This is a genomic window from Pseudomonas sp. A125, assembly GCF_055409485.1.
The window spans coordinates 13,173-39,666 of record NZ_JBUZVP010000009.1 but is presented as its reverse complement, the minus strand read 5'-3'; the positions used below and the strand labels follow the sequence as shown (position 1 = coordinate 39,666).

General features: G+C 59.2%; 30 protein-coding genes, 1 tRNA gene and 1 pseudogene. 28 read left to right on the top strand and 4 right to left on the bottom strand.

The features are described from left to right. Nucleotides 1–234: 234 nt before the first annotated feature. Entirely contained in the window at nucleotides 235–522 is a 288-nt protein-coding gene (locus tag ACZRN6_RS14075; RefSeq protein WP_464008220.1) for a DUF3077 domain-containing protein, read from the top strand. 150 nt (nucleotides 523–672) lie between these two features. Here ACZRN6_RS14075 and ACZRN6_RS14070 read toward each other — a convergent pair whose 3' ends face one another. Further along, nucleotides 673–1,041 (bottom strand): PH domain-containing protein, encoded by a 369-nt coding sequence (locus ACZRN6_RS14070; protein WP_088427021.1) that lies wholly within the window; start codon nucleotides 1,039–1,041, stop codon nucleotides 673–675. A gap of 157 nt (nucleotides 1,042–1,198) precedes the next feature. Between ACZRN6_RS14070 and ACZRN6_RS14065 the strand changes: the two genes are divergently transcribed. Continuing rightward, nucleotides 1,199–1,834, top strand: a complete 636-nt coding sequence (locus tag ACZRN6_RS14065) for a LysE family translocator (protein WP_464008219.1) — start codon at nucleotides 1,199–1,201, stop codon at nucleotides 1,832–1,834. Between the two features lie 8 nt (nucleotides 1,835–1,842). On the opposite strand, the gene ACZRN6_RS14060 is transcribed toward ACZRN6_RS14065, so the two are convergent. Both ACZRN6_RS14060 and ACZRN6_RS14055 read right to left on the bottom strand, forming a co-directional pair. Further along, nucleotides 1,843–2,172: a hypothetical protein gene (locus tag ACZRN6_RS14060; RefSeq protein ID WP_322143372.1), complete on the bottom strand. Its 330-nt coding sequence runs from the start codon at nucleotides 2,170–2,172 to the stop codon at nucleotides 1,843–1,845. 94 nt (nucleotides 2,173–2,266) lie between these two features. Next, a tRNA-Leu gene (locus tag ACZRN6_RS14055) sits at nucleotides 2,267–2,351 on the bottom strand. A 108-nt stretch (nucleotides 2,352–2,459) separates the two neighbouring features. Here ACZRN6_RS14055 and queA point away from each other — a divergent pair. The 6 genes from queA (at nucleotide 2,460) to ACZRN6_RS14025 (ending at nucleotide 8,542) form a co-directional block, all read left to right on the top strand. Next, entirely contained in the window at nucleotides 2,460–3,509 is a 1,050-nt protein-coding gene (gene queA, locus ACZRN6_RS14050) for a tRNA preQ1(34) S-adenosylmethionine ribosyltransferase-isomerase QueA (RefSeq protein WP_322143373.1), read from the top strand. Nucleotides 3,510–3,514: 5 nt separating this feature from the next. After that, nucleotides 3,515–4,630: a tRNA guanosine(34) transglycosylase Tgt gene (gene tgt / locus ACZRN6_RS14045; RefSeq protein ID WP_322148621.1), complete on the top strand. Its 1,116-nt coding sequence runs from the start codon at nucleotides 3,515–3,517 to the stop codon at nucleotides 4,628–4,630. Between the two features lie 43 nt (nucleotides 4,631–4,673). After that, nucleotides 4,674–5,012 carry a preprotein translocase subunit YajC gene (gene yajC / locus ACZRN6_RS14040; RefSeq protein WP_322143374.1) on the top strand — a complete coding sequence of 113 codons (339 nt, stop codon included), beginning with the start codon at nucleotides 4,674–4,676 and terminating at the stop codon, nucleotides 5,010–5,012. A gap of 62 nt (nucleotides 5,013–5,074) precedes the next feature. Continuing rightward, nucleotides 5,075–6,946, top strand: a complete 1,872-nt coding sequence (gene secD / locus ACZRN6_RS14035) for a protein translocase subunit SecD (RefSeq protein ID WP_322143375.1) — start codon at nucleotides 5,075–5,077, stop codon at nucleotides 6,944–6,946. A 9-nt stretch (nucleotides 6,947–6,955) separates the two neighbouring features. Then, complete coding sequence (gene secF, locus ACZRN6_RS14030) at nucleotides 6,956–7,870, top strand: protein translocase subunit SecF (protein ID WP_322143376.1); 915 nt, start codon at nucleotides 6,956–6,958, stop codon at nucleotides 7,868–7,870. 123 nt (nucleotides 7,871–7,993) lie between these two features. Continuing rightward, the gene (locus tag ACZRN6_RS14025) at nucleotides 7,994–8,542 is read left to right on the top strand and encodes a glycine zipper 2TM domain-containing protein (protein WP_003210309.1); all 549 of its coding nucleotides are present in this window, start codon (nucleotides 7,994–7,996) and stop codon (nucleotides 8,540–8,542) included. 51 nt (nucleotides 8,543–8,593) lie between these two features. Here ACZRN6_RS14025 and suhB read toward each other — a convergent pair whose 3' ends face one another. Then, nucleotides 8,594–9,409 carry a type III secretion system regulator SuhB gene (gene suhB / locus ACZRN6_RS14020; protein ID WP_003175971.1) on the bottom strand — a complete coding sequence of 272 codons (816 nt, stop codon included), beginning with the start codon at nucleotides 9,407–9,409 and terminating at the stop codon, nucleotides 8,594–8,596. Nucleotides 9,410–9,554: 145 nt separating this feature from the next. Between suhB and trmJ the strand changes: the two genes are divergently transcribed. The 20 genes and pseudogenes from trmJ to der all read left to right on the top strand — a co-directional run bounded on the left by trmJ (nucleotide 9,555) and on the right by der (nucleotide 26,387). Continuing rightward, nucleotides 9,555–10,325 (top strand): tRNA (cytosine(32)/uridine(32)-2'-O)-methyltransferase TrmJ, encoded by a 771-nt coding sequence (gene trmJ, locus ACZRN6_RS14015; protein ID WP_464008218.1) that lies wholly within the window; start codon nucleotides 9,555–9,557, stop codon nucleotides 10,323–10,325. 2 nt (nucleotides 10,326–10,327) lie between these two features. Next, complete coding sequence (gene cysE / locus ACZRN6_RS14010; protein WP_464008217.1) at nucleotides 10,328–11,110, top strand: serine O-acetyltransferase; 783 nt, start codon at nucleotides 10,328–10,330, stop codon at nucleotides 11,108–11,110. Nucleotides 11,111–11,409: 299 nt separating this feature from the next. Next, nucleotides 11,410–11,901, top strand: coding sequence for a Fe-S cluster assembly transcriptional regulator IscR (iscR, locus tag ACZRN6_RS14005; RefSeq protein ID WP_003210305.1), 492 nt, complete (start codon nucleotides 11,410–11,412; stop codon nucleotides 11,899–11,901). A 50-nt stretch (nucleotides 11,902–11,951) separates the two neighbouring features. Further along, on the top strand, nucleotides 11,952–13,166 hold the full coding sequence (locus tag ACZRN6_RS14000) for an IscS subfamily cysteine desulfurase (RefSeq protein WP_322143379.1): 1,215 nt from the start codon (nucleotides 11,952–11,954) through the stop codon (nucleotides 13,164–13,166). A 102-nt stretch (nucleotides 13,167–13,268) separates the two neighbouring features. Further along, complete coding sequence (gene iscU / locus ACZRN6_RS13995) at nucleotides 13,269–13,655, top strand: Fe-S cluster assembly scaffold IscU (RefSeq protein WP_003209682.1); 387 nt, start codon at nucleotides 13,269–13,271, stop codon at nucleotides 13,653–13,655. A gap of 28 nt (nucleotides 13,656–13,683) precedes the next feature. Then, nucleotides 13,684–14,007: an iron-sulfur cluster assembly protein IscA gene (iscA, locus tag ACZRN6_RS13990; protein WP_003209680.1), complete on the top strand. Its 324-nt coding sequence runs from the start codon at nucleotides 13,684–13,686 to the stop codon at nucleotides 14,005–14,007. Between the two features lie 8 nt (nucleotides 14,008–14,015). Then, on the top strand, nucleotides 14,016–14,537 hold the full coding sequence (hscB, locus tag ACZRN6_RS13985) for a co-chaperone HscB (protein WP_464008316.1): 522 nt from the start codon (nucleotides 14,016–14,018) through the stop codon (nucleotides 14,535–14,537). 51 nt (nucleotides 14,538–14,588) lie between these two features. Next, a complete protein-coding gene (gene hscA, locus ACZRN6_RS13980) occupies nucleotides 14,589–16,451 on the top strand; it encodes a Fe-S protein assembly chaperone HscA (protein ID WP_322143380.1) in 1,863 nt (620 codons plus the stop codon). A gap of 3 nt (nucleotides 16,452–16,454) precedes the next feature. Further along, the gene (gene fdx, locus ACZRN6_RS13975) at nucleotides 16,455–16,796 is read left to right on the top strand and encodes an ISC system 2Fe-2S type ferredoxin (RefSeq protein ID WP_322143381.1); all 342 of its coding nucleotides are present in this window, start codon (nucleotides 16,455–16,457) and stop codon (nucleotides 16,794–16,796) included. Nucleotides 16,797–16,810: 14 nt separating this feature from the next. Beyond that, nucleotides 16,811–17,011, top strand: a complete 201-nt coding sequence (gene iscX / locus ACZRN6_RS13970; RefSeq protein ID WP_177047060.1) for a Fe-S cluster assembly protein IscX — start codon at nucleotides 16,811–16,813, stop codon at nucleotides 17,009–17,011. 91 nt (nucleotides 17,012–17,102) lie between these two features. Next, the gene (gene ndk / locus ACZRN6_RS13965; protein ID WP_003175956.1) at nucleotides 17,103–17,528 is read left to right on the top strand and encodes a nucleoside-diphosphate kinase; all 426 of its coding nucleotides are present in this window, start codon (nucleotides 17,103–17,105) and stop codon (nucleotides 17,526–17,528) included. 30 nt (nucleotides 17,529–17,558) lie between these two features. Beyond that, a complete protein-coding gene (gene rlmN / locus ACZRN6_RS13960) occupies nucleotides 17,559–18,707 on the top strand; it encodes a dual-specificity RNA methyltransferase RlmN (RefSeq protein WP_464008216.1) in 1,149 nt (382 codons plus the stop codon). Between the two features lie 12 nt (nucleotides 18,708–18,719). Then, on the top strand, nucleotides 18,720–19,478 hold the full coding sequence (pilW, locus tag ACZRN6_RS13955; RefSeq protein WP_464008215.1) for a type IV pilus biogenesis/stability protein PilW: 759 nt from the start codon (nucleotides 18,720–18,722) through the stop codon (nucleotides 19,476–19,478). Further along, nucleotides 19,478–20,461, top strand: a complete 984-nt coding sequence (locus ACZRN6_RS13950; RefSeq protein ID WP_464008214.1) for a RodZ domain-containing protein — start codon at nucleotides 19,478–19,480, stop codon at nucleotides 20,459–20,461. Before pilW ends, ACZRN6_RS13950 begins: the two co-directional genes overlap by 1 nt. A gap of 4 nt (nucleotides 20,462–20,465) precedes the next feature. Then, a complete protein-coding gene (gene ispG, locus ACZRN6_RS13945) occupies nucleotides 20,466–21,575 on the top strand; it encodes a flavodoxin-dependent (E)-4-hydroxy-3-methylbut-2-enyl-diphosphate synthase (RefSeq protein WP_322143384.1) in 1,110 nt (369 codons plus the stop codon). A 21-nt stretch (nucleotides 21,576–21,596) separates the two neighbouring features. Continuing rightward, complete coding sequence (gene hisS, locus ACZRN6_RS13940) at nucleotides 21,597–22,886, top strand: histidine--tRNA ligase (protein WP_322143385.1); 1,290 nt, start codon at nucleotides 21,597–21,599, stop codon at nucleotides 22,884–22,886. A gap of 40 nt (nucleotides 22,887–22,926) precedes the next feature. After that, nucleotides 22,927–23,568 carry a YfgM family protein gene (locus ACZRN6_RS13935; RefSeq protein WP_322143386.1) on the top strand — a complete coding sequence of 214 codons (642 nt, stop codon included), beginning with the start codon at nucleotides 22,927–22,929 and terminating at the stop codon, nucleotides 23,566–23,568. Continuing rightward, the gene (gene bamB / locus ACZRN6_RS13930) at nucleotides 23,561–24,712 is read left to right on the top strand and encodes an outer membrane protein assembly factor BamB (RefSeq protein ID WP_322143387.1); all 1,152 of its coding nucleotides are present in this window, start codon (nucleotides 23,561–23,563) and stop codon (nucleotides 24,710–24,712) included. The genes ACZRN6_RS13935 and bamB overlap by 8 nt, the downstream gene beginning before the upstream one ends. Nucleotides 24,713–24,764: 52 nt before the next feature. Continuing rightward, nucleotides 24,765–24,854: pseudogene (locus ACZRN6_RS13925) on the top strand (outer membrane lipoprotein carrier protein LolA); the annotation flags it as partial. 63 nt (nucleotides 24,855–24,917) lie between these two features. Continuing rightward, a complete protein-coding gene (gene der / locus ACZRN6_RS13920; protein ID WP_088423691.1) occupies nucleotides 24,918–26,387 on the top strand; it encodes a ribosome biogenesis GTPase Der in 1,470 nt (489 codons plus the stop codon). The last annotated feature ends 107 nt before the right edge of the window (nucleotides 26,388–26,494 follow it).

Below are 26,494 nucleotides of genomic sequence, written 5' to 3'. Positions count from 1 at the left end.
TCTTGGCATATGCCAGCATACCCGTGCTATGGCGGCTGTGCGTGGGAGACCTTCGGGTCTGCCGGGTTTGCCTATTACCCCCGGTTTCCAGCCTGCGTACAGCTGCCACCCATTTGCCTGGAAACGAATGAGGCAGCTCTTCTTAAAAATGGGAGCAAAGCCAATGAGCGTTTTTGTCTGTTTGTACATCTGCGGTTCTGCAAGCACCACGTCGCGTCGTACCGGGGGTGGCCAATGATCAACCCGCCTCTCAACAAAACCCTCGGTGTCATCACCTTTTCCACCTGCGGCGCTTCGCCGGATTTCCACCATCTTTTTCGCGTCAACTCCGGTGTGCCGATTCGCGATGCCTTGGAGCACGCGTCTGTCTTGCTCCACTGTTCAAAGATGTTGGCGTTGGATGCAGCCATGGAGAAGGGCGCCGATCGCTATGCGTGGGCGTCGCATTATTTGGGGGAGATGGCAAAAGCGGTGGTGGATGATTTGGCGAATGGGATGTTGCCGAATGGGGCTGTTGAGTAAGTAAGTGGTTTTGCGGGGTGTGGGAGCACGCCATCGCAGGCAAGCCAGCTCCCACATTTGATTGGGTCCATCCGGGAATATTTACCTGTATGCGAAAAAAAGACCTCGTTCTTCGAGGTCTTTTGTTAGGCATTTGATGGCCTCGGCAGGTCAGAGGACGTGTTTGGAGATGAGCTTCGATATCTCAACAATCGACGTCTTCCCCGTGAACTCAAACTTCACTTTCCCCACCGCCGAAAAGTAAATTTCCAGTTCCGAATCCAGATCAAACGTCCCGGACGTTTCCACCGAATACGCGACGATGTTTTTGTACGGCAGGGACGTGAAGTCTTTCTTGCTGCCGGTAATCCCTTGCACGTTCACCGCGATGATGCGCTTGGTGGTGAACACCACCCCATCACGCATGGCCTTGTAGGAATCGATCACCTGTTCATCATCCAGCAGCAGCGACGATACGCGCTCGGCGTATTCGTTGTTTTGCTTGAGCTTGAAGAAGCCTTTGTTGTTGAAGTCGATCATGTGCCTTTCCTTGGGTGAGCGGTGCGGTAAACGCCCGCGTCGGTGTATGACGTTTTGCTCGCAGATCTGTATCTAACGGGCTCCTTTTTATCGCCCTACCATGGCGCCAACAACCCGCCGGCCATTACAAAGTTTTACCTCGTCAAGGAACCACACCATGCCCGAACTCTCCAGCCTGTTTGCCTACGGCCTGATCTCGCTCGGCATGGTGCTGACGCCCGGTCCGAACATGATTTACCTCATTTCGCGGTCGATCTGCCAGGGGCGAATGGCCGGGCTGATTTCCCTGGGCGGCGTTGCGTTGGGTTTTGTCGTCTATATGTTCTGCGCGGCAGCGGGCATAACGGCGTTGGTGATGGCGGTTCCCTATGCCTACGACGCGCTGCGACTCGGCGGGGCGTTGTATCTGGTGTACCTGGCCTGGCAGGCGGTCAAACCCGGTGGCCGGTCGCCGTTCCAGGTGCGGGACTTGCCCAAGGACAGCCCGCGCAAGCTGTTCATGATGGGCTTTGTCACCAACCTGCTGAATCCCAAAGTGGCAGTGATGTATCTGTCGTTGCTGCCTCAGTTCATCGACCCTAACGGGCACGCCAGTGTGCTCTCGCAATCCCTGGTGCTGGGCTTTACGCAGATCATGATCAGCGTGAGCATCAACGCGTTGATCGCGCTCATGGCGGGCTCGATTGCGGGATTTTTTATCCGCAAACCCCTTTGGCAAACGGTACAGCGCTGGGTGATGGGCTCGGTGCTGATGGGCTTGGCCGTGCGCATGGCGGTAGAAGGGCGGCGGTAACTCACGCGTTACAGGATGGCTTTCAGGTAATCCTTGAGTGCGTTGAGTGGGGCGTTGAGCTCTTCCAGGGTCGTCGCTTGACGCACATCCACCGCAAGCCGTTGCAGTTCGCGGCCCATCACGGTGTTTGCACCGCCCAGGGATTGGAGCGCCACTACCAGGCACTCGTCGATTTTTTGCTGGATGGCGTTGATATCGCCCTGGCGCACCAGCAAGCCAAACACTTCGCGCTCATAGCCGTCCATGACCAGGTCGTCCCGCAGGATCGGGCTCGCGCCTTCAGTCTCATGCACCAGCTTGAGCGCAAAAAGCGCCACAGCTTCCAGCGTCAGTTCCATGGTCAAGCTTCCTCTTCGCCCGCGTTCGCCTGCCCATCATCACTTTCCTGCAGGCGAAAAAAAAGACCTTGAATTTCAAGGTCTTTTTTTAAGATGGTGCCCCGAGGGAGACTCGAACTCCCACTCCTTTCGAAAACGGATTTTGAATCCGCCGCGTCTACCAATTCCGCCATCAGGGCTCAATGGCGGCGAAGTATAGAGATGAGATTACCGTTGGTCAATCACGTTTCATGGTCAATTTTCACTATTTCCGCTAGACTTCCCGGCCCTGCTAGACGAACCCCATCATGCGCGTTGCTGACTTTACTTTTGAGCTCCCTGATTCGCTGATCGCTCGCCACCCTTTGGCCGAGCGTCGCGCCAGTCGACTGCTGACCCTGGACGGGGTCAGCGGTGCCCTCGCACACCGTCAATTCACTGATTTGCTTGAGCATTTGCGCCCAGGCGATTTGATGGTGTTCAACAATACCCGGGTGATTCCGGCACGGCTGTTTGGCCAGAAAGCGTCCGGCGGCAAGCTGGAGATTCTGGTGGAACGGGTGCTGGACAGCCATCGCGTGCTGGCCCATGTGCGCTCCAGCAAGTCGCCGAAACCGGGTTCGAAGATCCTTATCGATGGCGGTGGTGAGGCTGAAATGCTGGCCCGTCACGATGCGTTGTTCGAACTGGGCTTTGCCGAAGAAGTGTTGCCACTTCTGGAGCGCGTCGGCCATATGCCGTTGCCACCTTATATAGACCGCCCTGACGAAGACTCGGACCGCGAGCGTTATCAGACGGTGTACTCCGAGCGCCTGGGCGCGGTGGCTGCACCAACGGCGGGGCTGCATTTCGATCAGCCGCTGCTGGAGGCGATTGCCGCCAAGGGCATCGAGTCGGCTTTTGTGACCCTGCACGTGGGGGCCGGCACGTTTCAGCCGGTGCGTGTGGATAACATCGAAGACCATCACATGCACAGCGAATGGCTGGAAGTCAGCCAGGCAGTGGTGGATGCGGTCACTGCGTGCAAGGCGCGCGGCGGGCGTGTGGTGGCGGTCGGTACCACCAGCGTGCGTTCGCTGGAGAGTGCGGCACGCGATGGCGTGCTCAAGCCGTTCAGTGGCGACACCGATATCTTTATCTACCCGGGTCGGCCGTTTCACGTGGTCGATGCCCTGGTGACCAATTTCCATTTGCCGGAATCCACGCTGTTGATGCTGGTGTCGGCGTTCGCAGGTTATCCCGAAGCCATGGCCGCCTATCAGGCAGCCATTGAGCATGGATACCGTTTTTTCAGCTACGGTGATGCGATGTTTATCACCCGCAATCCGGCGCCACGCGGCCCAGAGGAAAACTTATGAGTCGTATGTCGTTTGAATTATTGGCCACCGATGGCAAGGCCCGTCGTGGTCGCCTGACGTTCCCGCGTGGCACCGTTGAAACCCCGGCCTTCATGCCGGTCGGTACCTACGGCACCGTAAAAGGCATGCTGCCACGGGATATCGTCGCCACCGGCGCCGAGATCATCCTGGGCAACACCTTCCACCTGTGGCTGCGCCCGGGCACCGAAGTGATCAAGAAACACGGCGACCTGCATGACTTCATGCAGTGGAAAGGCCCGATCCTGACCGACTCCGGTGGTTTCCAGGTGTTCAGCCTGGGCGCCATGCGCAAGATCAAGGAGGAGGGCGTGACATTCGCCTCGCCGGTCGACGGTGCCAAGGTGTTCATGGGCCCGGAAGAATCGATGCAGGTGCAGCGTGACCTGGGCTCCGACATCGTGATGATTTTTGACGAGTGCACGCCGTACCCGGCCGATGAAGAGGTGGCGCGGGTCTCGATGGAGCTGTCGTTGCGTTGGGCCCAGCGTTCGAAGAATGCCCATGGCGATAACACCGCTGCACTGTTCGGTATCGTGCAGGGCGGCATGCATGAAAGCTTGCGCAAGCGCTCGCTCGAAGGCCTGGACAAGATCGGCTTTGACGGCCTGGCCATCGGCGGGCTGTCGGTGGGCGAGCCCAAGCACGAGATGATCAAGGTGCTGGACTACCTGCCGGGCCTGATGCCGGCTGACAAACCTCGTTACCTTATGGGCGTTGGCAAACCGGAAGATCTCGTAGAGGGTGTGCGCCGCGGTGTGGACATGTTCGATTGCGTGATGCCAACCCGTAATGCCCGCAATGGGCATCTGTTCATCGATACAGGCGTGCTGAAGATCCGTAACGCGTTCCATCGCCATGATGAATCGCCGCTGGATCCTACCTGTGACTGCTACACATGCCAGAACTTCTCGCGCGCTTATCTGCACCATCTGGACAAGTGTGGGGAAATGCTGGGTAGCATGTTGAATACCATCCACAATTTGCGTCACTACCAAGTCCTGATGGCTGGTTTGCGCGAGGCTATTCAACAGGGTACATTGGCCGCCTTCGTCGATGCCTTCTATGCCAAGCGCGGGCTGCCTGTGCCGCCCTTGGACTGAGTTTTCCGACCCTAAGATTCACTATTTGCAACTGGAGTGCTAAATGAGCTTTTTTATCTCTAATGCCATGGCTGATGCCGCTGCACCGGCCGCTGCCGGCCCGTTGGGCGGTGGTTTTGAGTGGATTTTCCTGGTCGGCTTCCTGGTCATCTTCTACCTGATGATCTGGCGTCCACAGGCCAAGCGCGCCAAAGAGCAGAAGAACCTGCTGGGCAGCTTGCAGAAAGGCGACGAAGTCGTGACCACTGGCGGCATCGCCGGCAAGATCACTAAAGTGTCCGACGCCTTCGTGATTCTGGAAGTCTCCGACACCGTAGAAATGAAGTTCCAGAAGGGCGCCATCGCCGCCACGCTGCCAAAAGGCACGCTCAAAGCGATCTAAGTTCCAACCTTTACCAATCGACGGGGCGCGCAAGGCGCCCCGCGTTATAAGCGGGCGGCGTGATGCTGAACAAATACCCTCTGTGGAAATACGTACTGATCCTGGCGGTGCTGGCGATCGGTTTTATTTATTCCGCTCCCAATCTCTATCCTGATGACCCGGCAATCCAGATCACTGGCGCCAGCACTGCGCTGCAGGTCAATCAGGCTGACCTGGACCGTGCGAGCAAAGCGCTCACCGACGCGGGTATCCAGGTTAAGGCGGCAACGTTGGCGGCTGATGCGAAGGGCGGCTTGTTGCGCCTGACCAAGCAAGAAGACCAATTGCCGGCCAAAGACGTTGTGCGCAAGGTCATGGGTGATGACTACGTCGTCGCGCTGAACCTGGCACAGACCACGCCAAAATGGCTGCGCGCGATTGGCGCACACCCGATGAAGCTGGGTCTGGACTTGTCTGGTGGTGTGCACTTCCTGCTTGAAGTGGACATGGACAAAGCCCTCGACGCTCGCCTGAAAGTCTACGAAGGCGATGTGAAGAGCCTGCTGCGTAAAGAAAAACTGCGTTATCGCAGCCTGCCGCAGCTCAACGGCGCCATCCAGCTGGGTTTTGCTGACGAAGCAACCCGCGAACAGGCCCGTGCACTGATCCGCAAGAACTTCAACGATTTCGACATTGTTCCGGCCGACCTCAATGGTCAGGCGGTACTGCGTCTGGCGATGACCCCGGCCAAGCTGGCGGAAATCCGTGAATATTCCATCAAGCAGAACTTGACCACGGTACGTAACCGCGTCAACGAACTGGGTGTGGCCGAGCCGATCGTGCAGCGCCAGGGTGCCAACCGCATCGTGGTTGAGCTGCCGGGCGTGCAGGACACCGCTGAAGCCAAGCGTATCCTGGGTAAAACTGCCAACCTGGAGTTCCGTCTGGCCGCTGAACCGGGTGCTACCCGTGCCACTGCCGAGGAGTTCGAGTTCCGTGAAGGTGGTCGTCCACCTGCATTGATCGAGCGTGGCTTGATCATCACCGGTGACCAGGTGACTGACGCGAAGGCTGGTTTCGACTCGCAGCACGGTAGCCCTGAAGTGAACATCCGTCTGGATGGCCACGGTGGCGAACTGATGAGCCGCGCAACCCGCAGCAACGTCGGTCGCAGCATGGCGGTGATCTTCATCGAGCAGCGTCCTGTCACCACCTACACCAAGCAACTGGTCGACGGCGTCGAGAAAGACGTGCCGGTACAAACCTTTAAGGAAGAGAAGAAGATCATCAGCCTGGCGACCATCCAGTCGCCGCTGGGTGCTCAATTCCGCATCACTGGCCTGAACGGCCAGGGTGAGTCGTCCGAACTGGCGCTGCTGCTGCGTGCCGGTGGCCTGGCGGCCCCGATGTACTTCGCTGAAGAACGTACCATCGGCCCGAGCCTGGGTGCTGACAACATCACCAAGGGTATCGACGCTGCACTGTGGGGCATGCTGTTCGTTTCCCTGTTCATCATCGCCATCTACCGCTTCTTCGGCATCATCGCTACCGTCGCACTGGCGGGCAACATGGTGATGCTGCTGGCCCTGATGTCGCTGCTGGGTGCAACGCTGACCCTGCCAGGTATCGCCGGTATCGTACTCACCATGGGTATGGCGGTAGACGCCAACGTACTGATCTTCTCGCGGATTCGTGAAGAAATCGCTGCGGGCATGACCGTGCAACGGGCAATCAACGAAGGCTTCGGCCGGGCATTTACCGCGATTCTCGACTCCAACCTGACCACTCTGTTGGTCGGCGGGATTCTCTTTGCCATGGGCACCGGCCCGGTCAAGGGTTTTGCGGTAACCATGTCCCTCGGTATCTTTACCTCGATGTTCACGGCCATCATGGTGACCCGCGCAATGGTCAACCTGATCTTTGGCGGGCGTGACTTCAAGAAGTTGTGGATTTAAGGGGCTGCCATGTTACGTACAATCAACTTCATGGGCGTTCGCAACGTTGCGTTCGGCTTCACCATGGTGCTTACCGTTCTGGCGTTGTTCAGCTGGTTCCATAAGGGCCTTAACTACGGCCTGGACTTCACCGGCGGTACGCTCATCGAGCTGACCTACGAGAAGCCGGCCGATGTCAGCCTGGTGCGCAGCGAGCTGGTCAAGGCCGGCTATCACGAAGCCATCGTGCAGAGCTTCGGTGCAACCACCGACCTGCTTGTGCGTATGCCTGGCGAAGACCCGCAATTGGGCCACCAGGTAGCCGAGGCCTTGCAGAAGGTGGGCGGCGACAACCCGGCGTCGGTCAAGCGCGTCGAGTTCGTGGGCCCGCAAGTGGGTGAAGAGCTGCGCGACCAGGGCGGCCTCGGCATGCTGATGGCGCTGGTCGGCATCATGATCTACCTGGCTTTCCGCTTTCAGTGGAAGTTCGGTGTCGGCGCCATTGTGTCGCTGATCCACGACGTGATCGTGACCGTGGGTATCCTGGCCTACTTCCAGATCACCTTCGACCTGACCGTGCTTGCGGCGGTGTTGGCGATCATTGGTTACTCCCTTAACGACACCATCGTGGTATTCGACCGGGTTCGTGAGAACTTCCGGGTGCTGCGCAAGGCGACGTTGATCGAGAACATCAATATCTCCACTACCCAGACCCTGCTGCGCACCATGGCGACCTCGATCTCCACCTTGCTGGCGATTGCCGCACTGATGGTGTTCGGTGGTGACAACCTGTGGGGCTTCTCGCTGTCGCTGTTCATCGGCGTACTGGCGGGTACCTACTCGTCGATCTATATCGCCAACGTGGTACTGATCTGGCTGAACCTCAACAGCGAAGACTTGATCCCTCCTGCCAGCACCGGCAAGGAGGTTGACGACCGCCCTTGATCGGCGATTGTTAACCCGCTGTTACAAAGAAGGCGCGAGTATTGAACTCGCGCCTTTTTTTTGGCTCCAAGGCTGGGTATAGCGCGGATCTTTCGATCCGTTTGTGATGGTCAGGAGGTTCACGTGAACAAGTCGTTGCTGGTTGGTGCGGTATTGGGTGCTGTCGGTGTGACTGCCGGGGGTGCTGTTGCCACCTACAGCCTGGTAAAAAGCGGCCCTGAGTATGCGCAAGTGCTGGCGGTACAGCCGGTGAAAACCCAGATTAAAACCCCGCGTGAAGTCTGCAAGGACGTTGCCGTAACCCGGCAGAAGCCTGTGCAGGACCAGCACCAGATCGTCGGTACGGTGGTCGGTGCGCTGGCGGGCGGCCTGTTGGGTAATCAGGTCGGCGGCGGTAATGGCAAGAAGCTGGCCACGGTGGCCGGTGCGGTGGGTGGCGGTTATGCCGGTAACAAGGTTCAGGAAGGCATGCAGAACCGCGACACCTACACCACTACGCAAACCCGTTGTAACACCGTTAACGACATCAGCGACAAGGTTGTCGGGTACGACGTGCGTTACACCCTGGATGGCAAGGAAGGCTCGGTGCGCATGGATCGTGATCCAGGCAACCAGATTCCGGTCGACAAGGAAGGGCGTCTGGTTATCGGTCAGAACCAGCCGCAGCAGTAATCCCAGGCATAAAAAAAGCACCCCGAGGGGTGCTTTTTTGTGCCCGCTCGCTTATCGCTTCAGCGAGGCCGGCAGGTGCGGCTGGATCGCCGTCAGTACTGCCTTGAAGCATTTGGTGTTGCCGGCAACGACGTGGCCCTTCTCCAGGAAGTCGTGGCCGCCGGTGAAGTCGCTCACCAGGCCGCCTGCTTCTTGAATCAGCAGTGCGCCTGCAGCCATGTCCCACTCGGACAGGCCCGACTCCCAGAAGGCGTCAAAACGACCGGCAGCGACATACGCCAGGTCCAGGCTGGCGGCGCCGGCGCGACGGATGCCGGCGGTCTGGCCAACCAGGGCGCGGAACATGCCCAGGTAGTTTTCCAGGTTGTCCATCTGGTCGTCACGGAACGGGAAGCCAGTACCCAGCAGGGCGCCGTCCAGGCTGGTGCGACCGCTGACACGCAGGCGGCGACCGTTCAGCTGGGCGCCACGGCCACGGCTGGCGGTGAATTCTTCCTGGCGAACCGGGTCCAGGACAACAGCGTGTTCCAGGCGGCCACGGTATTTGCAGGCAATGCTCACGGCAAAGTGCGGGATGCCGCGCAGGAAGTTGGTCGTGCCATCCAGTGGGTCGATGATCCACAGGTAGTCTTCGCCCTCGCCGCTACCTTTGTGCAGGCCGGTTTCTTCACCGAGGATGCCGTGGGTAGGGTAGGCCTTGCGCAGCGCGTCGATGATTTTCTGCTCGGCGGCGCGATCCACCTCGGATACGTAATCCTTGGCGTCTTTTTCGTCGACCTTGATGGTATCCAGGCGCTCGATGGAGCGGAAGATCAATTCACTGGCGCTGCGGGCGGCGCGCAGCGCGATATTCAGCATGGGCTGCATGGATGTGTCACCTAAGGTTGTTAAAGAAAGCCGAGCATTCTAGCAGAAACTTTCTTCAGGTGAAGGACGACGTTACCTTTCATGGCATAACCTTAGGCTGTTCTGTAAGATTTGCTCCCCTTTCCCGTGTCCGAGAGCGCCTCCCTTGCTGCAAAACATCCGTGTCGTCCTCGTCAATACCAGTCATCCCGGCAATATCGGCGGGGTGGCGCGAGCCATGAAAAACATGGGGCTGACGCGCCTGGTGCTGGTCGAGCCGCGTGTGTTCCCGCACCACGAGGCCGATGCCCGCGCGTCTGGTGCCAATGACATCCTCGAAAAAGCCCAGGTCGTCGCCACCCTGGAAGACGCCCTGGTCGGCTGCAACCTGGTGCTCGGCACCAGCGCCCGCGACCGCCGTATCCCCTGGCCGCTGTTGGATCCCCGCGAATGTGGGACCAAAGTCGTGGAGGAGGCCGCCGGTGGCGCCGAAATCGCCTTGGTATTTGGCCGTGAAGACTCCGGCCTGACCAATGAAGAGCTGCAGCGATGTCATTATCACGTGCACATTCCATCAGACCCTGACTTCAGTTCGCTGAACCTTGGGGCCGCGGTGCAGGTGTTGAGTTATGAAGTGCGCATGGCCTGGCTGGCCGCAGAAGGTCAGCCAAGCAAGGTAGAGAAGGACGAGGTCGCATCGACCAAGAGTGGCGAACTGGCCACCATGGACGAGCTGGAGCGATTTTATGAGCACCTGGAGCAAACCCTGGTGGCCATCGAATTCCTCGATCCGGAAAAACCACGCCACTTGATGGCGCGCCTGCGCCGGTTGTACGGACGCAGCTCGGTCAGCCGGGCAGAAATGAATATATTGCGTGGCATCCTCACGGAAACCCAGAAAGCGGCCCGTGGCGAGCTTCTTAAGCGGAAGGATTAAAAATGTTCGAGCGTTTGCGAGAAGATATCCAGAGTGTTTTCCACCGTGACCCGGCGGCGCGCAACGCCTTTGAAGTGCTGACCTGCTACCCGGGCATGCACGCCATCTGGATCCACCGCCTGTCCGGCGCCTTGTGGAACATGGGCTGGAAGTGGCTGGCGCGGCTGGTGTCGAACTTCGGTCGCTGGCTGACCGGGATCGAGATCCATCCGGGCGCCAAGGTTGGTCGTCGCTTCTTTATCGACCACGGCATGGGCATCGTCATTGGCGAGACCGCCGAGATTGGTGATGACGTGACCTTGTATCAGGGCGTGACGCTGGGCGGCACGACCTGGAACAAGGGCAAGCGCCACCCGACGCTGGAAGACGGCGTTGTGGTGGGGGCGGGTGCCAAGGTGCTCGGTCCGTTTACGGTGGGCGCCGGCGCCAAGGTCGGTTCCAACGCCGTGGTGACCAAGGCAGTGCCGCCTGGTGCGACCGTGGTCGGCATTCCCGGGCGGATCATCGTCAAGCCTGAAGTCGGTGATGAGCAGGAAGCCAAGCGCAAGGCCATGGCCGAGAAGATTGGTTTCGATGCGTATGGTGTCAGCGAAGACATGCCCGACCCGGTGGCGCGTGCCATCGGGCAGTTGCTCGACCACCTGCAAGCCGTGGACGGCAAGCTGGACGGCATGTGCGGTGCCTTGAAGGACCTGGGCAGCAACTACTGCGCCAAGGATTTGCCTGAGCTGCGCAAGGAAGACTTCGCCGAGATCAAGGACGAAAGCGCTAACAAGGCTGGCTGACTCTTGAGCCGGTCGCGATCCCTGTGGGAGCTGGCTTGCCTGCGATGGCGGCGAGTCAGTGCCGGAAAGGCTGGCTGGCAAACCGCTATCGCAGGCAAGCCAGCTCCCACATTTGATCTCCATTGGTCTTGAGGTTGGGGGCTTGACCCTGTTCCCGCTGTTCCATCCGCCCCCGCCCTGCTATTATTCGCGCGCCCTTTTTGCGGCTATTCCTGACTAAAGTACTAGGTCTTATAGTTGACTTAAATACTCGGGAATCGCATACTTGCTCCCATTCTGAAACACCTTGGTACTTGTCCATGAGACTGACTACAAAAGGCCGATACGCGGTAACCGCCATGCTTGACCTGGCCTTGCACGCGCAAAATGGGCCGGTGTCCCTGGCCGATATCTCCGAGCGCCAAGGCATTTCCCTGTCCTACCTCGAGCAACTGTTCGCCAAATTGCGCCGCAGCAATCTGGTTTCCAGCGTTCGTGGTCCAGGCGGCGGCTATCAACTGTCCCGCGATATGCAGGGCATCCAGGTCGCTCAGGTGATCGACGCGGTCAACGAATCCGTCGATGCCACCAAATGCCAGGGCCTGGGTGATTGCCATGCCGGCGACACCTGCCTTACGCACCACTTGTGGTGTGACCTGAGCCTGCAGATCCATGAGTTTTTGAGTGGTATCAGCTTGGCTGATCTTGTGACTCGCCGTGAGGTGCAAGAAGTAGCCCAGCGTCAGGACCAGCGCCGTTGCAACACCAAGGCGCCGCGTCTGGACAAGATTGAAGCGTCCGCCGTCGAGTGACAGCCGAAGAGCTAACGGCACGCCAGCCAGCCTGATTTAGGAGAAAGTCCATGAAATTGCCGATTTACCTTGATTACTCAGCGACCACCCCGGTTGATCCGCGTGTCGCGCAAAAGATGAGCGAATGCCTGCTGGTTGACGGAAACTTCGGCAACCCGGCGTCCCGTTCCCACGTTTTCGGCTGGAAAGCTGAAGAAGCCGTGGAAAACGCTCGTCGCCAGGTCGCTGACCTGGTGAATGCCGACCCGCGTGAAATCGTCTGGACCTCCGGTGCCACCGAGTCCGACAACCTGGCTATCAAGGGTGCGGCGCATTTCTACGCGACCAAGGGCAAACACCTGATCACCACCAAGATTGAGCACAAGGCTGTCCTCGACACCATGCGCCAACTGGAACGTGAAGGTTTTGAGATCACCTACCTCGAGCCAACCACCGACGGTATCGTGACCCCGGCGATGATCGAAGCGGCGATGCGTGAAGACACCATCCTGGTTTCCGTGATCCACGTGAACAACGAAATCGGCACCATCAACGACATCGCCGCCATCGGCGAGCTGACCCGCTCCAAGGGCGTGTTGCTGCACGTCGACGCTGCTCAGTCCACCGGCAAGGTCGATATCGACCTGTCTGCACTTAAAGTCGACCTGATGTCGTTCTCTGCCCACAAGACCTACGGCCCTAAAGGCATCGGCGCGCTCTACGTGAGCCGCAAGCCTCGCGTGCGTATCGAAGCCACCATGCACGGCGGCGGTCACGAGCGCGGCATGCGTTCGGGCACCCTGGCGACCCACCAGATCGTCGGCATCGGCGAAGCGTTCCGCGTGGCCAAGGAAGACATGGCTGCCGAAAACGTGCGCATCAAGGCCCTGAGCGATCGCTTCTACAAGCAGGTCGAGCACCTTGAAGAGCTGTACATCAACGGCAGCATGACCGCCCGTGTACCGCACAACCTGAATTTGAGCTTCAACTACGTCGAAGGCGAGTCGCTGATCATGGCGCTCAAGGACCTGGCGGTTTCGTCCGGTTCGGCCTGCACCTCGGCTTCCCTTGAGCCGTCCTACGTATTGCGCGCCCTTGGCCGCAACGACGAACTGGCTCACAGCTCGATCCGCTTTACGTTCGGCCGTTTCACCACCGAAGAAGAAGTCGACTACGCCGCGCAGAAAGTCTGCGAGGCCGTCACCAAGCTGCGTACCTTGTCGCCTCTGTGGGACATGTACAAAGACGGTGTCGATATTTCCAAGATCGAGTGGGCGGCACACTAACTATAGAAGCCGCCACCCAAAAGGCTCTGTAAAGACGTGGCGGAAAACGCAGGCGTGTTTACAGGGTTCCAGAGCGGCCCTGATGAGTGAGGATTCAGTACCATGGCTTACAGCGAAAAGGTCATCGACCACTACGAAAACCCGCGCAACGTCGGCAAGATGAACGCGGAAGACCCTGATGTCGGCACAGGCATGGTCGGCGCCCCGGCGTGCGGCGATGTGATGCGCCTGCAGATCAAGGTCAACGAAGCTGGCGTTATCGAAGACGCCAAGTTCAAGACTTACGGTTGCGGTTCGGCCATCGCCTCAAGCTCCCTGGCGACCGAATGGATGAAAGGCAAGACCCTGGATGAGGCTGTGACGATCAGCAACACCCAACTGGCTGAAGAACTGGCCTTGCCGCCAGTGAAAATCCACTGCTCGGTACTCGCAGAAGACGCCATCAAGGCGGCTGTTCGCGACTACAAGCAGAAGAAAGGCTTGATCTAAGCAATTTGGCGACGAGTAAGGAGTCACGATGGCTATCAGCATGACAGAAGCGGCTGCGCAGCACATTCGCCGCTCCCTGAATGGGCGCGGTAAAGGTGAGGGGATTCGTCTGGGTGTTCGCACCACGGGCTGTTCCGGCCTTGCCTACGTGCTGGAGTTCGTCGACGAGGTGGTCGAGGAAGATCAGGTGTTCGAAAGTCACGGCGAGAAAGTGATTATCGACCCGAAAAGCCTGACCTACCTGGACGGCACCGAGCTCGATTTCGTCAAGGAAGGGTTGAACGAAGGCTTCAAGTTCAACAACCCCAACGTACGCGGTGAATGTGGCTGCGGCGAAAGCTTCAACATCTGAGGCTGATTGTGGGTACTCCTTGTCATTTCGCTTTGTTTGAGCTGCAGCCGAGTTTTAGACTGGACCTTGAACAGCTTGCCACGCGCTACCGTGAACTGGCGCGTGGGGTGCATCCGGACCGCTTTGCTGACGCTTCCGAGCGTGAGCAACGCTTGGCGCTGGAGCAATCAGCCAGCCTCAACGAAGCCTATCAGACGCTCAAGAACCCTCCCAAGCGCGCGCGTTACCTGCTCGCCATGGGCGGTCGCGAGCTGCCACTTGAAGTCACGGTCCAGGATCCTGATTTCCTGATGCAGCAGATGCAATGGCGCGAAGAGCTCGAAGAGCTGCAGGACGAGGCCGATCTGGCCGGAATCGCAGCGTTCAAGCGCCGTCTGAAAGTGGCCCAGGATGAACTCAACGAAAGCTTCGCAGCCTGTTGGGATGATGCGGCGCAACGTGAACAGGCCGAACGCCTGATGCGGCGCATGCAGTTCCTCGACAAGCTCACCTACGAAGTGCGCCAGTTAGAAGAGCGCCTCGACGATTAACCCAGTGCCGCCCAGGTTGCACGCCTGATATACAGATAAGTCCTGATTACCATGGCCCTACTGCAGATCGCCGAACCCGGCCAAAGTCCTCAACCGCACCAGCGTCGTCTGGCGGTCGGGATTGACTTGGGCACTACCAATTCGCTGGTCGCTGCGTTGCGCAGCGGCCTTTCCGAGCCGCTGCCCGACGCCGATGGCCAGGTCATCCTGCCGTCTGCCGTGCGCTATCACGCTGACCGCACTGAAGTGGGCGAGTCGGCCAAGCTGGCGGCGTCTACCGATCCTTTGAACACCGTGCTGTCGGTCAAGCGCTTGATGGGTCGTGGTCTGTCCGACGTCAAGCAACTGGGCGACCAGCTGCCGTACCGCTTTGTCGGCGGCGAGTCCCATATGCCGTTCATCGACACCGTCCAGGGCCCGAAAAGCCCGGTGGAAGTGTCGGCCGATATCCTCAAGGTGCTGCGCCAGCGTGCAGAAACCACCCTGGGCGGCGAACTGGTGGGTGCGGTGATTACTGTTCCTGCGTATTTCGATGACGCTCAACGCCAGGCCACCAAGGATGCGGCAAAGCTTGCCGGCCTGAACGTGCTGCGCCTGCTCAACGAGCCGACCGCGGCGGCTGTGGCATACGGCCTGGACCAACACGCCGAAGGCCTGGTGGCTATTTACGACCTGGGCGGCGGTACGTTTGATATTTCGATTCTGCGCCTGACCGGCGGTGTCTTCGAAGTGCTGGCCACCGGTGGCGACACGGCCCTGGGCGGCGATGACTTCGATCACGCCATTGCTGGCTGGATCATCACCAGCGCCGGCTTGTCTGCCGACCTGGATCCGGGCGCGCAACGTAAGCTGTTGCAAACTGCCTGTGCCGCTAAAGAAGCGCTGACTGATGCTGCATCGGTTGAAGTTTCCTACGGTAGCTGGTCGGCCCAACTGACCCGTGAGGCCTTCGATTCTTTGATCGAGCCGATGGTCGCCCGCAGCTTGAAAGCCTGCCGCCGTGCCGTGCGTGACTCCGGTATCGAGCTGGAAGACGTGGCGGCCGTGGTGATGGTTGGCGGGTCGACCCGCGTGCCACGTGTCCGCGAAGCCGTTGCCGAGGCCTTTGGCCGCCAGCCGCTGACTGAAATCGACCCGGATCAAGTGGTGGCCATTGGTGCCGCGATCCAGGCCGACACCCTCGCTGGTAACAAGCGTGATGGTGGCGAACTGCTTCTGCTCGACGTGATTCCGTTGTCCCTGGGGCTGGAAACCATGGGCGGCCTGATGGAGAAGGTGATTCCACGCAACACCACCATCCCCGTTGCCCGCGCCCAGGACTTCACCACCTACAAAGACGGCCAGACGGCCATGATGATTCATGTGTTGCAAGGCGAGCGTGAGTTGATCAGCGACTGCCGTTCCCTGGCGCGCTTCGAATTGCGTGGTATTCCGGCGATGGTGGCCGGTGCAGCGAAGATTCGCGTGACCTTCCAGGTCGACGCCGACGGCTTGCTCAGCGTTGCGGCTCGCGAATTGGCCTCCGGCGTTGAAGCCAGCATCCAGGTCAAGCCGTCCTACGGCCTGACCGACGGCGAAATCGCCAAGATGCTCAAGGACTCGTTCCAATACGCCGGTGACGACAAGGTCGCCCGCGTGTTGCGCGAGCAGCAAGTTGACGCCCAGCGCCTGCTCGAAGCGGTGCAGGGCGCCCTTGAGGCTGACGGCGAGCGCTTGCTGGATGCCGAAGAGCGCATGGTCATCGACCTGCAGATGCAGGAACTGGCCGAATTGATGAAAGGCACCGATGGTTACGCCATCGAGCAACAGACCAAGCGCCTGTCGCAAGTGACCGATGCCTTTGCCGCCCGTCGTATGGACCAGTCGGTGAAAGCCGCCCTGGCGGGCCGCAACTTGAATGAACTTGAGGATTAACTGATGCCGCAGATCATTTTTCTGCCACACGCCGAGCATTGCCCGGACGGTATGGTTGTGGAGGCTGAGACCGGCAAGTCCATTCTCGAAGTCGCGCATGACAACCACATCGAGATCGAAAGCGCCTGCGGCGGCGTCAACGCCTGTACCACCTGTCACTGTGTGATCCGTGAAGGTTTCGATAGTCTTGAAGAGGCTGACGACCTGGAAGAGGACTATCTTGATAGGGCGTGGGGGCTGGAGCCGACGTCGCGCTTGAGCTGTCAGGCAAAGGTGGGAACAGAAGACCTTACCGTCGAAATTCCGAAGTATTCGCTTAACCATGCCGCTGAAGCGCCGCACTGATTCAAGGAAGTGTCATGAGTCTTAAATGGGTTGATGTACAAGATATCGCTATCCTGCTGGCCGATGGTCACCCGGATGTGAACCCTTATTCGCTGAACTTTGTAGCTTTGCGTGACATGGTCATGGCCTTGCCAGGGTTCGAAGATGATCGGGAACGCGGCGGTGAAAAGGTTCTTGAAGCGATTCAGACTGCCTGGAAAGAAGAGCAGGACTGAAGCCTCCCTTACGCAGTTAGGCAATACCCAAGAACCCGCGTATAATTCGCGGGTTTAATTTTTCGCAAATTACCGTTTCTGGAGTTACACCATGGCTGTTCAACGTACTTTCTCCATCATCAAGCCTGACGCTGTTGCAAAAAACGTCATCGGCGAGATCACCACTCGTTTCGAAAAAGCCGGCCTGAAGGTTGTAGCTTCGAAACTCAAGCAACTGTCCAAAGCTGAAGCTGAAGGCTTCTACGCTGAACACAGCGCTCGTGGCTTCTTCGGCGACCTGGTTGCCTTCATGATCTCCGGTCCTGTTGTTGTTCAGGTTCTGGAAGGCGAAAACGCTATCGCTCTGAACCGTGAGCTGATGGGCGCTACCAACCCTAAAGAAGCTGCTGCCGGCACCATCCGTGCTGACTTCGCTGAGTCGATCGACGCCAACGCCGTTCACGGTTCGGACTCCGAAGCCGCTGCTGCCCGCGAAATCTCGTACTTTTTCGCTGCTACTGAAGTAACCGCTCGCTAAGCATTGGCTTAAAAGAGCGAAGGTGAATCCATGACTACATTGACTGCAAAAACCAACCTGCTGGGTCTGACTCAACAGGAAATGGAAAAATTCTTCGACTCAATCGGGGAGAAGCGTTTTCGTGCCGCTCAGGTAATGAAGTGGATTCACCATCTTGGCGTCGATGATTTCGACGCCATGACGAACGTCAGCAAGGCCCTGCGCGACAAGCTCAAGGTCATTGCCGAAGTTCGCGGCCCCGAGGTTGTCAGCGAGGACATTTCCACCGACGGCACCCGTAAGTGGGTGGTGCGCGTGGCGTCCGGCAGCTGCGTCGAGACCGTGTACATTCCCCAGGGCAAACGCGGCACTCTGTGCGTTTCGTCCCAGGCAGGCTGTGCCCTGGACTGCAGTTTCTGCTCCACCGGCAAGCAAGGTTTCAACAGCAACCTCACCGCCGCCGAAGTAATCGGCCAGGTGTGGATTGCCAATAAATCGTTCGGCAGCATCCCGGCGACCGCCGACCGTGCCATCACCAACGTGGTGATGATGGGCATGGGCGAGCCGCTGCTGAACTTCGACAACGTTGTTGCGGCCATGCACCTGATGATGGACGACCTGGGCTACGGCATCTCCAAGCGCCGAGTGACCCTGTCGACCTCCGGCGTGGTTCCGATGATCGATGAGCTGGCCAAGCACATCGATGTCTCCCTGGCGTTGTCGCTGCACGCACCGAATGACGCATTGCGTAACCAATTGGTGCCGATCAACAAGAAGTATCCGCTTAAGATGCTGCTCGAATCTTGCCAGCGCTACATGGCGACCCTGGGCGAAAAACGTGTGCTGACCATTGAGTACACCATGCTCAAGGACATCAACGACAAGGTCGAGCACGCGGTCGAGATGATCGAGCTGCTCAAGAACGTACCGTGCAAGATCAACCTGATTCCGTTTAACCCGTTTCCCCATTCTGGCTACGAGCGGCCGAGCAACAACGCCATTCGCCGTTTCCAGGATCAACTGCACCATGCAGGCTTCAACGTCACCGTGCGCACTACTCGCGGCGAAGACATCGATGCGGCATGTGGCCAATTGGTAGGACAGGTGCTGGATCGCACCCGTCGCAGCGAACGTTATATCGCCGTGCGTGAATTGAGTGCCGCCGACGATATACCGCAAAGCGCCGCGACTCGAACCTGAGAGAGGATCTCTATGCCCTTGCGCCTTGCGCTGCTTTTGCTTGTTGCCAGCCTCGCAGCTGGCTGTGTTTCATCGGGCCATGAGAGCCCGCTGCAAACCGGCAAGGGCCGTGACGAAGCGCGTGCTGCCTATGTGCAGTTGGGCTTGGGGTACTTGCAGCAAGGGATGGCCGAGCAAGCCAAGGTGCCGCTGAAGAAGGCCCTTGAGCTGGATGCCAGCGACGCCGACGCGAATGCTGCGCTGGCTCTGGTGTTCCAGGCCCAGGCCGAGCCTGAATTAGCCGATCGATATTTTCACAAGGCCCTGGCCACACGTCCTGGCGACCCAAGACTGCTGAATAACTACGGCAGTTTTTTGTTTGCGCAGAAACGTTATGGCCAGGCGTCCGAATATTTCCAGCAGGCTGCGGCCGATACCCTCTATCCTGAGCGCTCGCGGGTTTTCGAGAACCTTGGGGTGACCTCGATGCTTCTCGGCCAGCGCGACACCGCCCGCCAGCAACTGGAAAAAGCCCTGCACCTGAACCAGCGTCAGCCACGGGCGTTGCTCGAAATGGCTGAGTTGTCCTTCGAAGACAGGCATTATGTGCCGGCACGTGACTATTACGAGCGTTTTAGCCTGCTGAGCGGGCAAAATGCACGTAGTCTATTGCTCGGTGTGCGCCTGGCGACGGTTCATGAAGAACGCGATAAGGCCGCACGTTTTGGCCAGCAACTCGAACGACTCTATCCCGGTACGCCGGAATATCAGCAATACCTGTCGGAGCAATGATGAAAGCGGCGCACCCGGAAGTTGTAGCAGCTAATCGTGGAAACCCAGGCGAGACCTTGCGTCAGGCCCGCGAAAGCAATGGTTGGTCGCTGGCAGAAGTGGCCCTCAAGCTCAATTTGACCACGACTTCATTGGGCAACCTTGAAGCTGGCGCGTTCGACAAGCTGCCAGGGCATACCTTTGCCCGCGGCTATATCCGCGCCTACGCCAAGTTGCTGGGTATCGACCAGGCCGCACTGGTCCAGGAATTCGACCAGATCACCGGTACCGATTCCCAGGGCAGCAATGTCCATGGCTTGGGCCGTATTGAAGAGCCTGTGCGGGTTTCCCACACTATCTTGCGCATTGTCAGCCTGTTGCTGTTGATCGCCGTAATCGGCGGTGGCTTTGTATGGTGGCAGGACCAGACCGCCCAGCGTGGCAAGGACTTGTCCACCAACGCCATGGAGCACGTCGAAGTCGAAAGCGCCGACGGAACCACCCAGATTCATCCATTGGACGAGCCGGAAGACCAGGCCGTGGCCCAAGGCCAGGCGGCGCCTGAGGTAGAGCCGGGCGCCGAGCAGCCTGCACCGCAAGTGGGTACTGCGCCTGCAGTGGCCCCCGTTGCGCCCGCTCCAGCCGTTGCTGCGACGCCTGCTGCCCCGCTTCACACCCCGGCGGTTCAGGCGCCAGCGCCAGCGCCAACGGCCCCGGCAGCCCCGGCGATTTCCGCGCCAACCACTCCAGTGCTTATCGCCGGTGATGGCCGTGTACAAATTACCTACGTCGCTGACTGCTGGACGCAAGTCTCCGATGGCAACGGCAAAGTGCTGTTCAGCGGTCTGAAGCGTAAGGGAGATACACTTGACCAGGGCGGCAAGCCTCCTCTGACGCTGCGTCTGGGCTTTGCCCGTGGCGCGCAAGTGGCCTATAACGGCCAGCCTGTGGACGTGGCGCCGTTCACCAGTGGCGAGACTGCTCGCCTGAAGTTGGGACAATAAAGTCATGCACGGCGAATCTCCAATCAAACGTCGCGTATCGCGCAAGATCTGGGTCGGCTCGGTGCCGGTGGGCGGCGATGCCCCCATCGCAGTACAGAGCATGACCAACAGCGACACCAATGATGTGGCCGCCACGGTCGCCCAGATCAACCGCCTGGAAGCGGCGGGCGTCGACATCGTGCGTATATCTGTTCCGGATATGGACGCTGCCGAAGCCTTTGGCCGCATCAAGCAACTGGTCAAGGTGCCGCTGGTCGCCGATATTCACTTCGACTACAAGATCGCTCTGCGCGTGGCCGAACTTGGCGTCGATTGCCTGCGCATCAACCCGGGCAACATCGGTCGTGAAGACCGGGTTCGCGCCGTGGTCGATGCCGCCCGTGATCGCGGGATTCCGATCCGCATCGGCGTCAACGCCGGTTCCCTGGAAAAAGACCTGCAAAAGAAATACGGCGAGCCGACTCCGGCAGCGCTGGTAGAGTCTGCTTTGCGTCACGTTGAACACCTTGAACGCCTGAATTTCCAGGACTTCAAGGTCAGCGTAAAGGCTTCCGACGTGTTCATGGCGGTAGAAGCGTATCGCCTGCTGGCCAAGGAAATCGTCCAGCCACTGCACTTGGGTATCACTGAAGCCGGCGGTTTACGCTCAGGCACAGTGAAATCTGCGGTGGGTCTCGGTATGCTGCTGGCCGACGGGATTGGCGATACTATTCGCATCTCGCTCGCGGCAGACCCGGTAGAGGAAGTGAAAGTCGGCTACGACATTCTCAAATCCCTGCATTTGCGTTCCCGTGGCATCAACTTCATTGCCTGCCCGAGCTGCTCGCGGCAGAACTTCGACGTGGTGAAAACCATGAACGAACTGGAAGTACGCCTCGAAGACCTGCTGGTGCCGCTGGATGTTGCGGTGATCGGCTGCGTGGTCAACGGGCCGGGTGAGGCCAAAGAGGCCCATGTGGGCCTCACCGGTGGTACGCCAAACCTGATTTACATCGACGGCAAGCCGTCGCAGAAATTGACGAATGACAATCTGGTGGATGAGCTGGAACGGCTGATCCGCCAGAAAGCGGCCGAAAAGGTCGCGGCTGACGCAGCGCTGATCGCGCGCGGCTAAGAACGAATTTAAGGATTTGATGTGAGCAAGTCTCTGCAAGCCATTCGTGGCATGAACGACATCCTGCCTGAGCAGACGCCCCTGTGGCGCTACTTCGAGGGCACTGTCGCGCGCCTGCTGGATAACTACGGTTACAAGCAGATCCGCATGCCGATCGTCGAGTTCACGGAGCTGTTCAAGCGCTCCATCGGTGAAGTGACCGACATCGTCGAAAAAGAGATGTATACCTTCGAAGACCGCAACGGCGACTCCCTGACCCTGCGTCCGGAAGGTACTGCCGCGTGCGTGCGTGCGGTGCTTGAGCATGGCCTTACCGGCGGTGGCCAGCCGCAGAAACTCTGGTACATCGGCCCGATGTTTCGTCACGAGCGCCCGCAAAAAGGCCGTTATCGCCAGTTTCACCAGATCGGCCTGGAAGTGTTCAACCTCGACGGTCCGGACATCGACGCCGAGCTGATCGTGCTGACCTGGCGCCTGTGGGGCATGCTGGGCATCCGTGATGCGGTCAAGCTTGAGCTCAACAGCCTGGGCACCAGTGAGTCCCGGGGCCGCTACCGCGAAGCCCTGGTGGAATTCCTGTCGGGCCACCTGGACAAGCTGGACGAAGACAGCCAGCGCCGTCTGAAAACCAACCCGCTGCGGGTACTGGACACCAAGAACGCCGAGACCCAGGCCGTACTCGTGGACGCGCCAAAAATGGCCGACTACCTGGACGACGAGTCGCGTATCCACTTCGAGGGCCTCAAGGCTCGCCTGGACGCGGCCGGCATTCCTTACGTCATCAACCCAAAGTTGGTGCGTGGCCTCGATTACTACAGCAAGACCGTGTTCGAGTGGGTCACCGACAAGCTCGGCGCCCAGGGCACCGTGTGTGCCGGTGGCCGTTACGACGGCCTGGTCGAGCAGATGGGCGGCAAGCCGACCACCGGCGTAGGTTTTGCCATGGGTATCGAGCGGCTGATCCTGCTGCTCGAAACCCTGGAGCAGGTCCCCGAAGAAATCTCCCGTCAGGTGGATGTGTACTTCTGCGCCTTTGGCGAGGCGGCCGAACTGGCTGCCCTGGCCCTGAGCGAGAAGTTGCGCGACCCACTGCCGAACCTGCGCCTGCAAGTCAATGCCGGCGCCGGCAGCTTCAAAAGCCAGTTCAAGAAAGCCGACAAGAGCGGTGCGCTGTATGCACTGATCCTGGGTGATGATGAGTTGGCCCAGCAAGTGGTAAGTTTCAAACCCCTGCGTGGTCAGGGTGAACAACAAAGCATTGCCTTTGATGCGCTTGCAGCGCACCTGGCCACCTGCATCGTGCAGGGTTGAAGCTGTCAAACAGCCGATTTAGCGATTAAGGAGTATTGGGGTGTCGAGTACTGATGATGACCAGCTGGCCGAGTTCAAAGACTGGTGGCAGCGCAACGGCAAGCCCCTGGTCACTGGCGGTTTGCTGGCTTTAGTAGTGGTGTTCGGCTGGCAAGCCTGGCACAAGTATCAGGCTAACCAGTCGCAAGGCGCCTCGATTATCTATCAGCAATTGCTGGAAACCTCGCTGACGCCAAACGGCAAGCCAGACCTCGCCCAGGTTGCAGACCTGGCCGGCAAGCTGAAAAGCGAATTCGGCGGTAGCACCTACGCGCAATACGGCAGCCTGTTCGTCGCAAAAGTGGCGGTCGACAACGGCAAGCTGGATGACGCAGCCTCCGAGCTGAAAGCCATCACCGACAAGCCGGCCAACCCGACCCTGGGTGAAATCGCACGTCAGCGTCTGGCTCAGGTACTCGCGGCACAGAACAAGGCTGACGATGCACTGAAACTGCTCGACGGCGATGCTGACAAGGCATTCCTGGCTACTCGTGAAGAGCTCAAGGGCGACCTCCTGGTCCAATTGGGTCGTACCGACGAAGCCAATGCTGCGTACCAAAAAGCCAAGGCGGCGCTGTCTGATGAAGCAGCGGTCGGTGGCTTACAAATCAAGCTCGACGACTTGGCCAAAGGGGATGCGTGACGTGATCCGTTGGAAACATGCAGCATTGCTGGCTCTGGCCGTTTTGGCCGCGGGTTGCAGCAGCAACAGCAAAAAAGAACTGCCTCCGGCCGAGCTGACCAGCTTCAAGGAAGAAGTGGTCCTGCAAAAGCAGTGGAGCCGCTCCATTGGTGACGGTCAGGGCGATCTGTACAACCTGATGGTCCCGGCGATCGACGGTGACACCATCTTCGCCGCTGATTCCACCGGCGTTGTGGTCTCCATGGATCGCATGAACGGCGACGTCAAATGGAAGAAAGACCTTGAATTGCCTGTGTCCGGCGCCGTTGGCGTGGGTTCCGGCATGGTGCTGCTCGGCACGCTGAAAGGCGATGTCGTGGCGCTGGATTCGAGCACAGGTGAAGAGAAATGGCGCGCTCGCGTGACCAGTGAAGTGCTCTCGCCACCGGCTACCAACGGTGACATCGTTGTGGTGCAGACCCAGGATGACCGTGTGATCGGCCTCGACGCCGCCACCGGTAACCAGCGCTGGTTGTACGACAGCACGCCGGCGGTCCTGACCTTGCGCGGTACCAGCGGTCCGGTTGTGACCAGCAACCTCGCACTGGCAGGCCTGTCGACCGGTAAAGTGGTCGCCCTGGACACCCAGAACGGCGTGCCGGCCTGGGAAACCCGGGTCGCTATTCCACAAGGTCGTTCGGAACTGGACCGCGTAGTGGACATCGACGGTGGCTTGCTGCTGTCGGGTGATACCCTTTACGTCGCGACTTATCAGGGCCGCGTTGCGGCGCTGGACGTACAGAGCGGCCGGATCAACTGGCAGCGTGATGCTTCCAGCTACGCAGGTGTCGCCCAAGGATTTGGCAGCGTCTACGTAAGCCTGGCGTCCGGCACGGTTGAAAGTGTCGACGAGCGTTCCACCACTGCATTGTGGAGCAACGACTCCCTGGCTCGCCGTCAGTTGTCGGCACCGGAAGTATTCTCCAGCTACGTAGCGGTAGGCGACTTTGAAGGTTACCTGCACCTGCTGAGCCAGGTGGACGGTCGCTTTGTCGGTCGCGAACGCATCGACAGCGACGGCCTGCGTGCCCGTCCGCTGGTGGTCGGTAACATGCTTTACGTGTATGGCAACAGCGGCAAACTGGAAGCGCTGACCATCAAGTAAGAACTATGCTTGGGGGGCTAACCCTCACGCAGCTTCACCTGTAGGAGCAAGCTTGCTCGCGAAAATCGTCAACGATAACGCGTGCAGCCTGGATAAACGCGGTGCCTTTGCGTTTTTCGCGAGCAAGCTCGCTCCTACAGTCGAGCACCAGCCGCTGCCTTGCAGCGGCTTTTGTATTTTCTGAAATAACGAAGTGGAGAGCCGCATGGTTCCCGTAATCGCCCTGGTGGGCCGACCGAACGTCGGCAAGTCCACCTTGTTCAACCGCCTGACCAGGACTCGCGACGCCATCGTCGGCGACTTGTCCGGTCTGACCCGTGATCGCCAATACGGTGAGGCAAAGTGGCAAGGGCGCTCCTACATTATTGTCGACACCGGTGGTATCTCCGGTGACGAGCATGGCATGGACGAAAAGATGGCCGAGCAGTCGCTGCTGGCCATTGAAGAAGCTGATGTCGTGTTGTTCCTGGTGGACGCCCGCGCGGGCTACACCGCTGCTGACCAGATGATTGGCGAGCACCTGCGCAAGCGCAACAAGCGTTCCTACGTGGTGGCCAACAAGATCGACAACATCGATCCTGAAATGGCCCGCGCCGAGTTCAGCCCGATGGGCCTGGGCGACGCGATCCCGATCGCCGGTGCCCACGGTCGCGGCATCACCCAGATGCTGGAAATCGCCCTGCGCGACTTCCCGCGTGATGACGTGGATGAAGTCGAAGGCGAAGAAGAGATCGTTGCCGAAGGCGAGGAAGCCAAGCGCATTCCTGGCCCAAGCGAAAAAGACGGTATCAAGATCGCGATCATCGGTCGCCCGAACGTCGGCAAGTCGACGCTGGTCAACCGTATGCTCGGTGAAGACCGGGTAATCGTCTACGACGAACCCGGCACCACCCGCGACAGTATCTACATCCCGTTCGAGCGTAACGACGAGAAGTACACGCTGATCGACACCGCCGGTGTGCGCAAGCGCGGCAAGATCCACGAGGAAGTTGAAAAGTTCTCCGTGGTGAAAACCCTGCAGGCGATCAAAGACGCCAACGTGGTGATCTTCGTCATGGACGCCCGCGAAGGCGTGGTAGACCACGACCTGAACTTGCTGGGCTTTGCCCTGGAAGCCGGTCGCGCCCTGGTGATCGCGATCAACAAGTGGGACGGCATGACGCCGAGCGAGCGCGATTTCGTCAAGATCGAACTGCAGCGTCGGCTGTTCTTCGTCGAGTTCGCCGATATCCACTTTATCTCGGCACTGCACGGTACCGGCGTGGGCAACCTCTACGCGTCGGTGCAGAACTCGTTCAAGTCTGCGGTCACCCGCTGGCCGACCAACCGCCTCACCCAGATCCTGGAAGATGCGGTCAGCGAGCACGCGCCACCGATGGTCAACAACCGTCGGATCAAGCTGCGCTACGCTCACTTGGGGGGTGCCAACCCGCCGATTATCGTGATTCACGGTAACCAGCTGGAGAAGGTGCCGAAGTCCTACGTGCGTTACCTTGAAAACACCTATCGCCGTGTCTTGAAACTGGTCGGTACGCCGATCCGTATCGAGTTCAAGGGTGGCGAGAACCCGTACGAAGGCAATAAGAACAGCCTCACCGACCGCCAGGTAAACAAAAAGCGCCGGATGATGACGCACCACAAGAAAGCCGACAAAAAGCGCCGCGACAAGCGCTGATGCTGATCGGTTGAAAAAGGGCTCTTTCAGGGCCCTTTTTTTGTGCCTGGCGGTTGACCCTTCGCGGCATGCAGCTTAAAACTTGGGGCTCACCGCAAGGGGCGCAC

Bases quoted from the DNA above. Each gene is read 5' to 3' on its own strand.
- pilW (WP_464008215.1), top strand. From the start codon at position 18,720: ATGCCCTTGCGCCTTGCGCTGCTTTTGCTTGTTGCCAGCCTCGCAGCT.
- ACZRN6_RS14075 (WP_464008220.1), top strand. From the start codon at position 235: ATGATCAACCCGCCTCTCAACAAAACCCTCGGTGTCATCACCTTTTCC.
- iscA (WP_003209680.1), top strand. From the start codon at position 13,684: ATGGCTATCAGCATGACAGAAGCGGCTGCGCAGCACATTCGCCGCTCC.
- ACZRN6_RS14060 (WP_322143372.1), bottom strand. From the start codon at position 2,172: ATGGAACTGACGCTGGAAGCTGTGGCGCTTTTTGCGCTCAAGCTGGTG.
- iscX (WP_177047060.1), top strand. From the start codon at position 16,811: ATGAGTCTTAAATGGGTTGATGTACAAGATATCGCTATCCTGCTGGCC.
- secD (WP_322143375.1), top strand. From the start codon at position 5,075: ATGCTGAACAAATACCCTCTGTGGAAATACGTACTGATCCTGGCGGTG.
- ACZRN6_RS14070 (WP_088427021.1), bottom strand. From the start codon at position 1,041: ATGATCGACTTCAACAACAAAGGCTTCTTCAAGCTCAAGCAAAACAAC.
- ndk (WP_003175956.1), top strand. From the start codon at position 17,103: ATGGCTGTTCAACGTACTTTCTCCATCATCAAGCCTGACGCTGTTGCA.
- suhB (WP_003175971.1), bottom strand. From the start codon at position 9,409: ATGCAGCCCATGCTGAATATCGCGCTGCGCGCCGCCCGCAGCGCCAGT.
- tgt (WP_322148621.1), top strand. From the start codon at position 3,515: ATGTCGTTTGAATTATTGGCCACCGATGGCAAGGCCCGTCGTGGTCGC.
- secF (WP_322143376.1), top strand. From the start codon at position 6,956: ATGTTACGTACAATCAACTTCATGGGCGTTCGCAACGTTGCGTTCGGC.
- cysE (WP_464008217.1), top strand. From the start codon at position 10,328: ATGTTCGAGCGTTTGCGAGAAGATATCCAGAGTGTTTTCCACCGTGAC.
- yajC (WP_322143374.1), top strand. From the start codon at position 4,674: ATGAGCTTTTTTATCTCTAATGCCATGGCTGATGCCGCTGCACCGGCC.
- ispG (WP_322143384.1), top strand. From the start codon at position 20,466: ATGCACGGCGAATCTCCAATCAAACGTCGCGTATCGCGCAAGATCTGG.
- ACZRN6_RS14065 (WP_464008219.1), top strand. From the start codon at position 1,199: ATGCCCGAACTCTCCAGCCTGTTTGCCTACGGCCTGATCTCGCTCGGC.
- hscA (WP_322143380.1), top strand. From the start codon at position 14,589: ATGGCCCTACTGCAGATCGCCGAACCCGGCCAAAGTCCTCAACCGCAC.
- rlmN (WP_464008216.1), top strand. From the start codon at position 17,559: ATGACTACATTGACTGCAAAAACCAACCTGCTGGGTCTGACTCAACAG.
- iscR (WP_003210305.1), top strand. From the start codon at position 11,410: ATGAGACTGACTACAAAAGGCCGATACGCGGTAACCGCCATGCTTGAC.
- iscU (WP_003209682.1), top strand. From the start codon at position 13,269: ATGGCTTACAGCGAAAAGGTCATCGACCACTACGAAAACCCGCGCAAC.
- der (WP_088423691.1), top strand. From the start codon at position 24,918: ATGGTTCCCGTAATCGCCCTGGTGGGCCGACCGAACGTCGGCAAGTCC.
- queA (WP_322143373.1), top strand. From the start codon at position 2,460: ATGCGCGTTGCTGACTTTACTTTTGAGCTCCCTGATTCGCTGATCGCT.
- bamB (WP_322143387.1), top strand. From the start codon at position 23,561: ATGCGTGACGTGATCCGTTGGAAACATGCAGCATTGCTGGCTCTGGCC.
- fdx (WP_322143381.1), top strand. From the start codon at position 16,455: ATGCCGCAGATCATTTTTCTGCCACACGCCGAGCATTGCCCGGACGGT.
- ACZRN6_RS13950 (WP_464008214.1), top strand. From the start codon at position 19,478: ATGAAAGCGGCGCACCCGGAAGTTGTAGCAGCTAATCGTGGAAACCCA.
- ACZRN6_RS14000 (WP_322143379.1), top strand. From the start codon at position 11,952: ATGAAATTGCCGATTTACCTTGATTACTCAGCGACCACCCCGGTTGAT.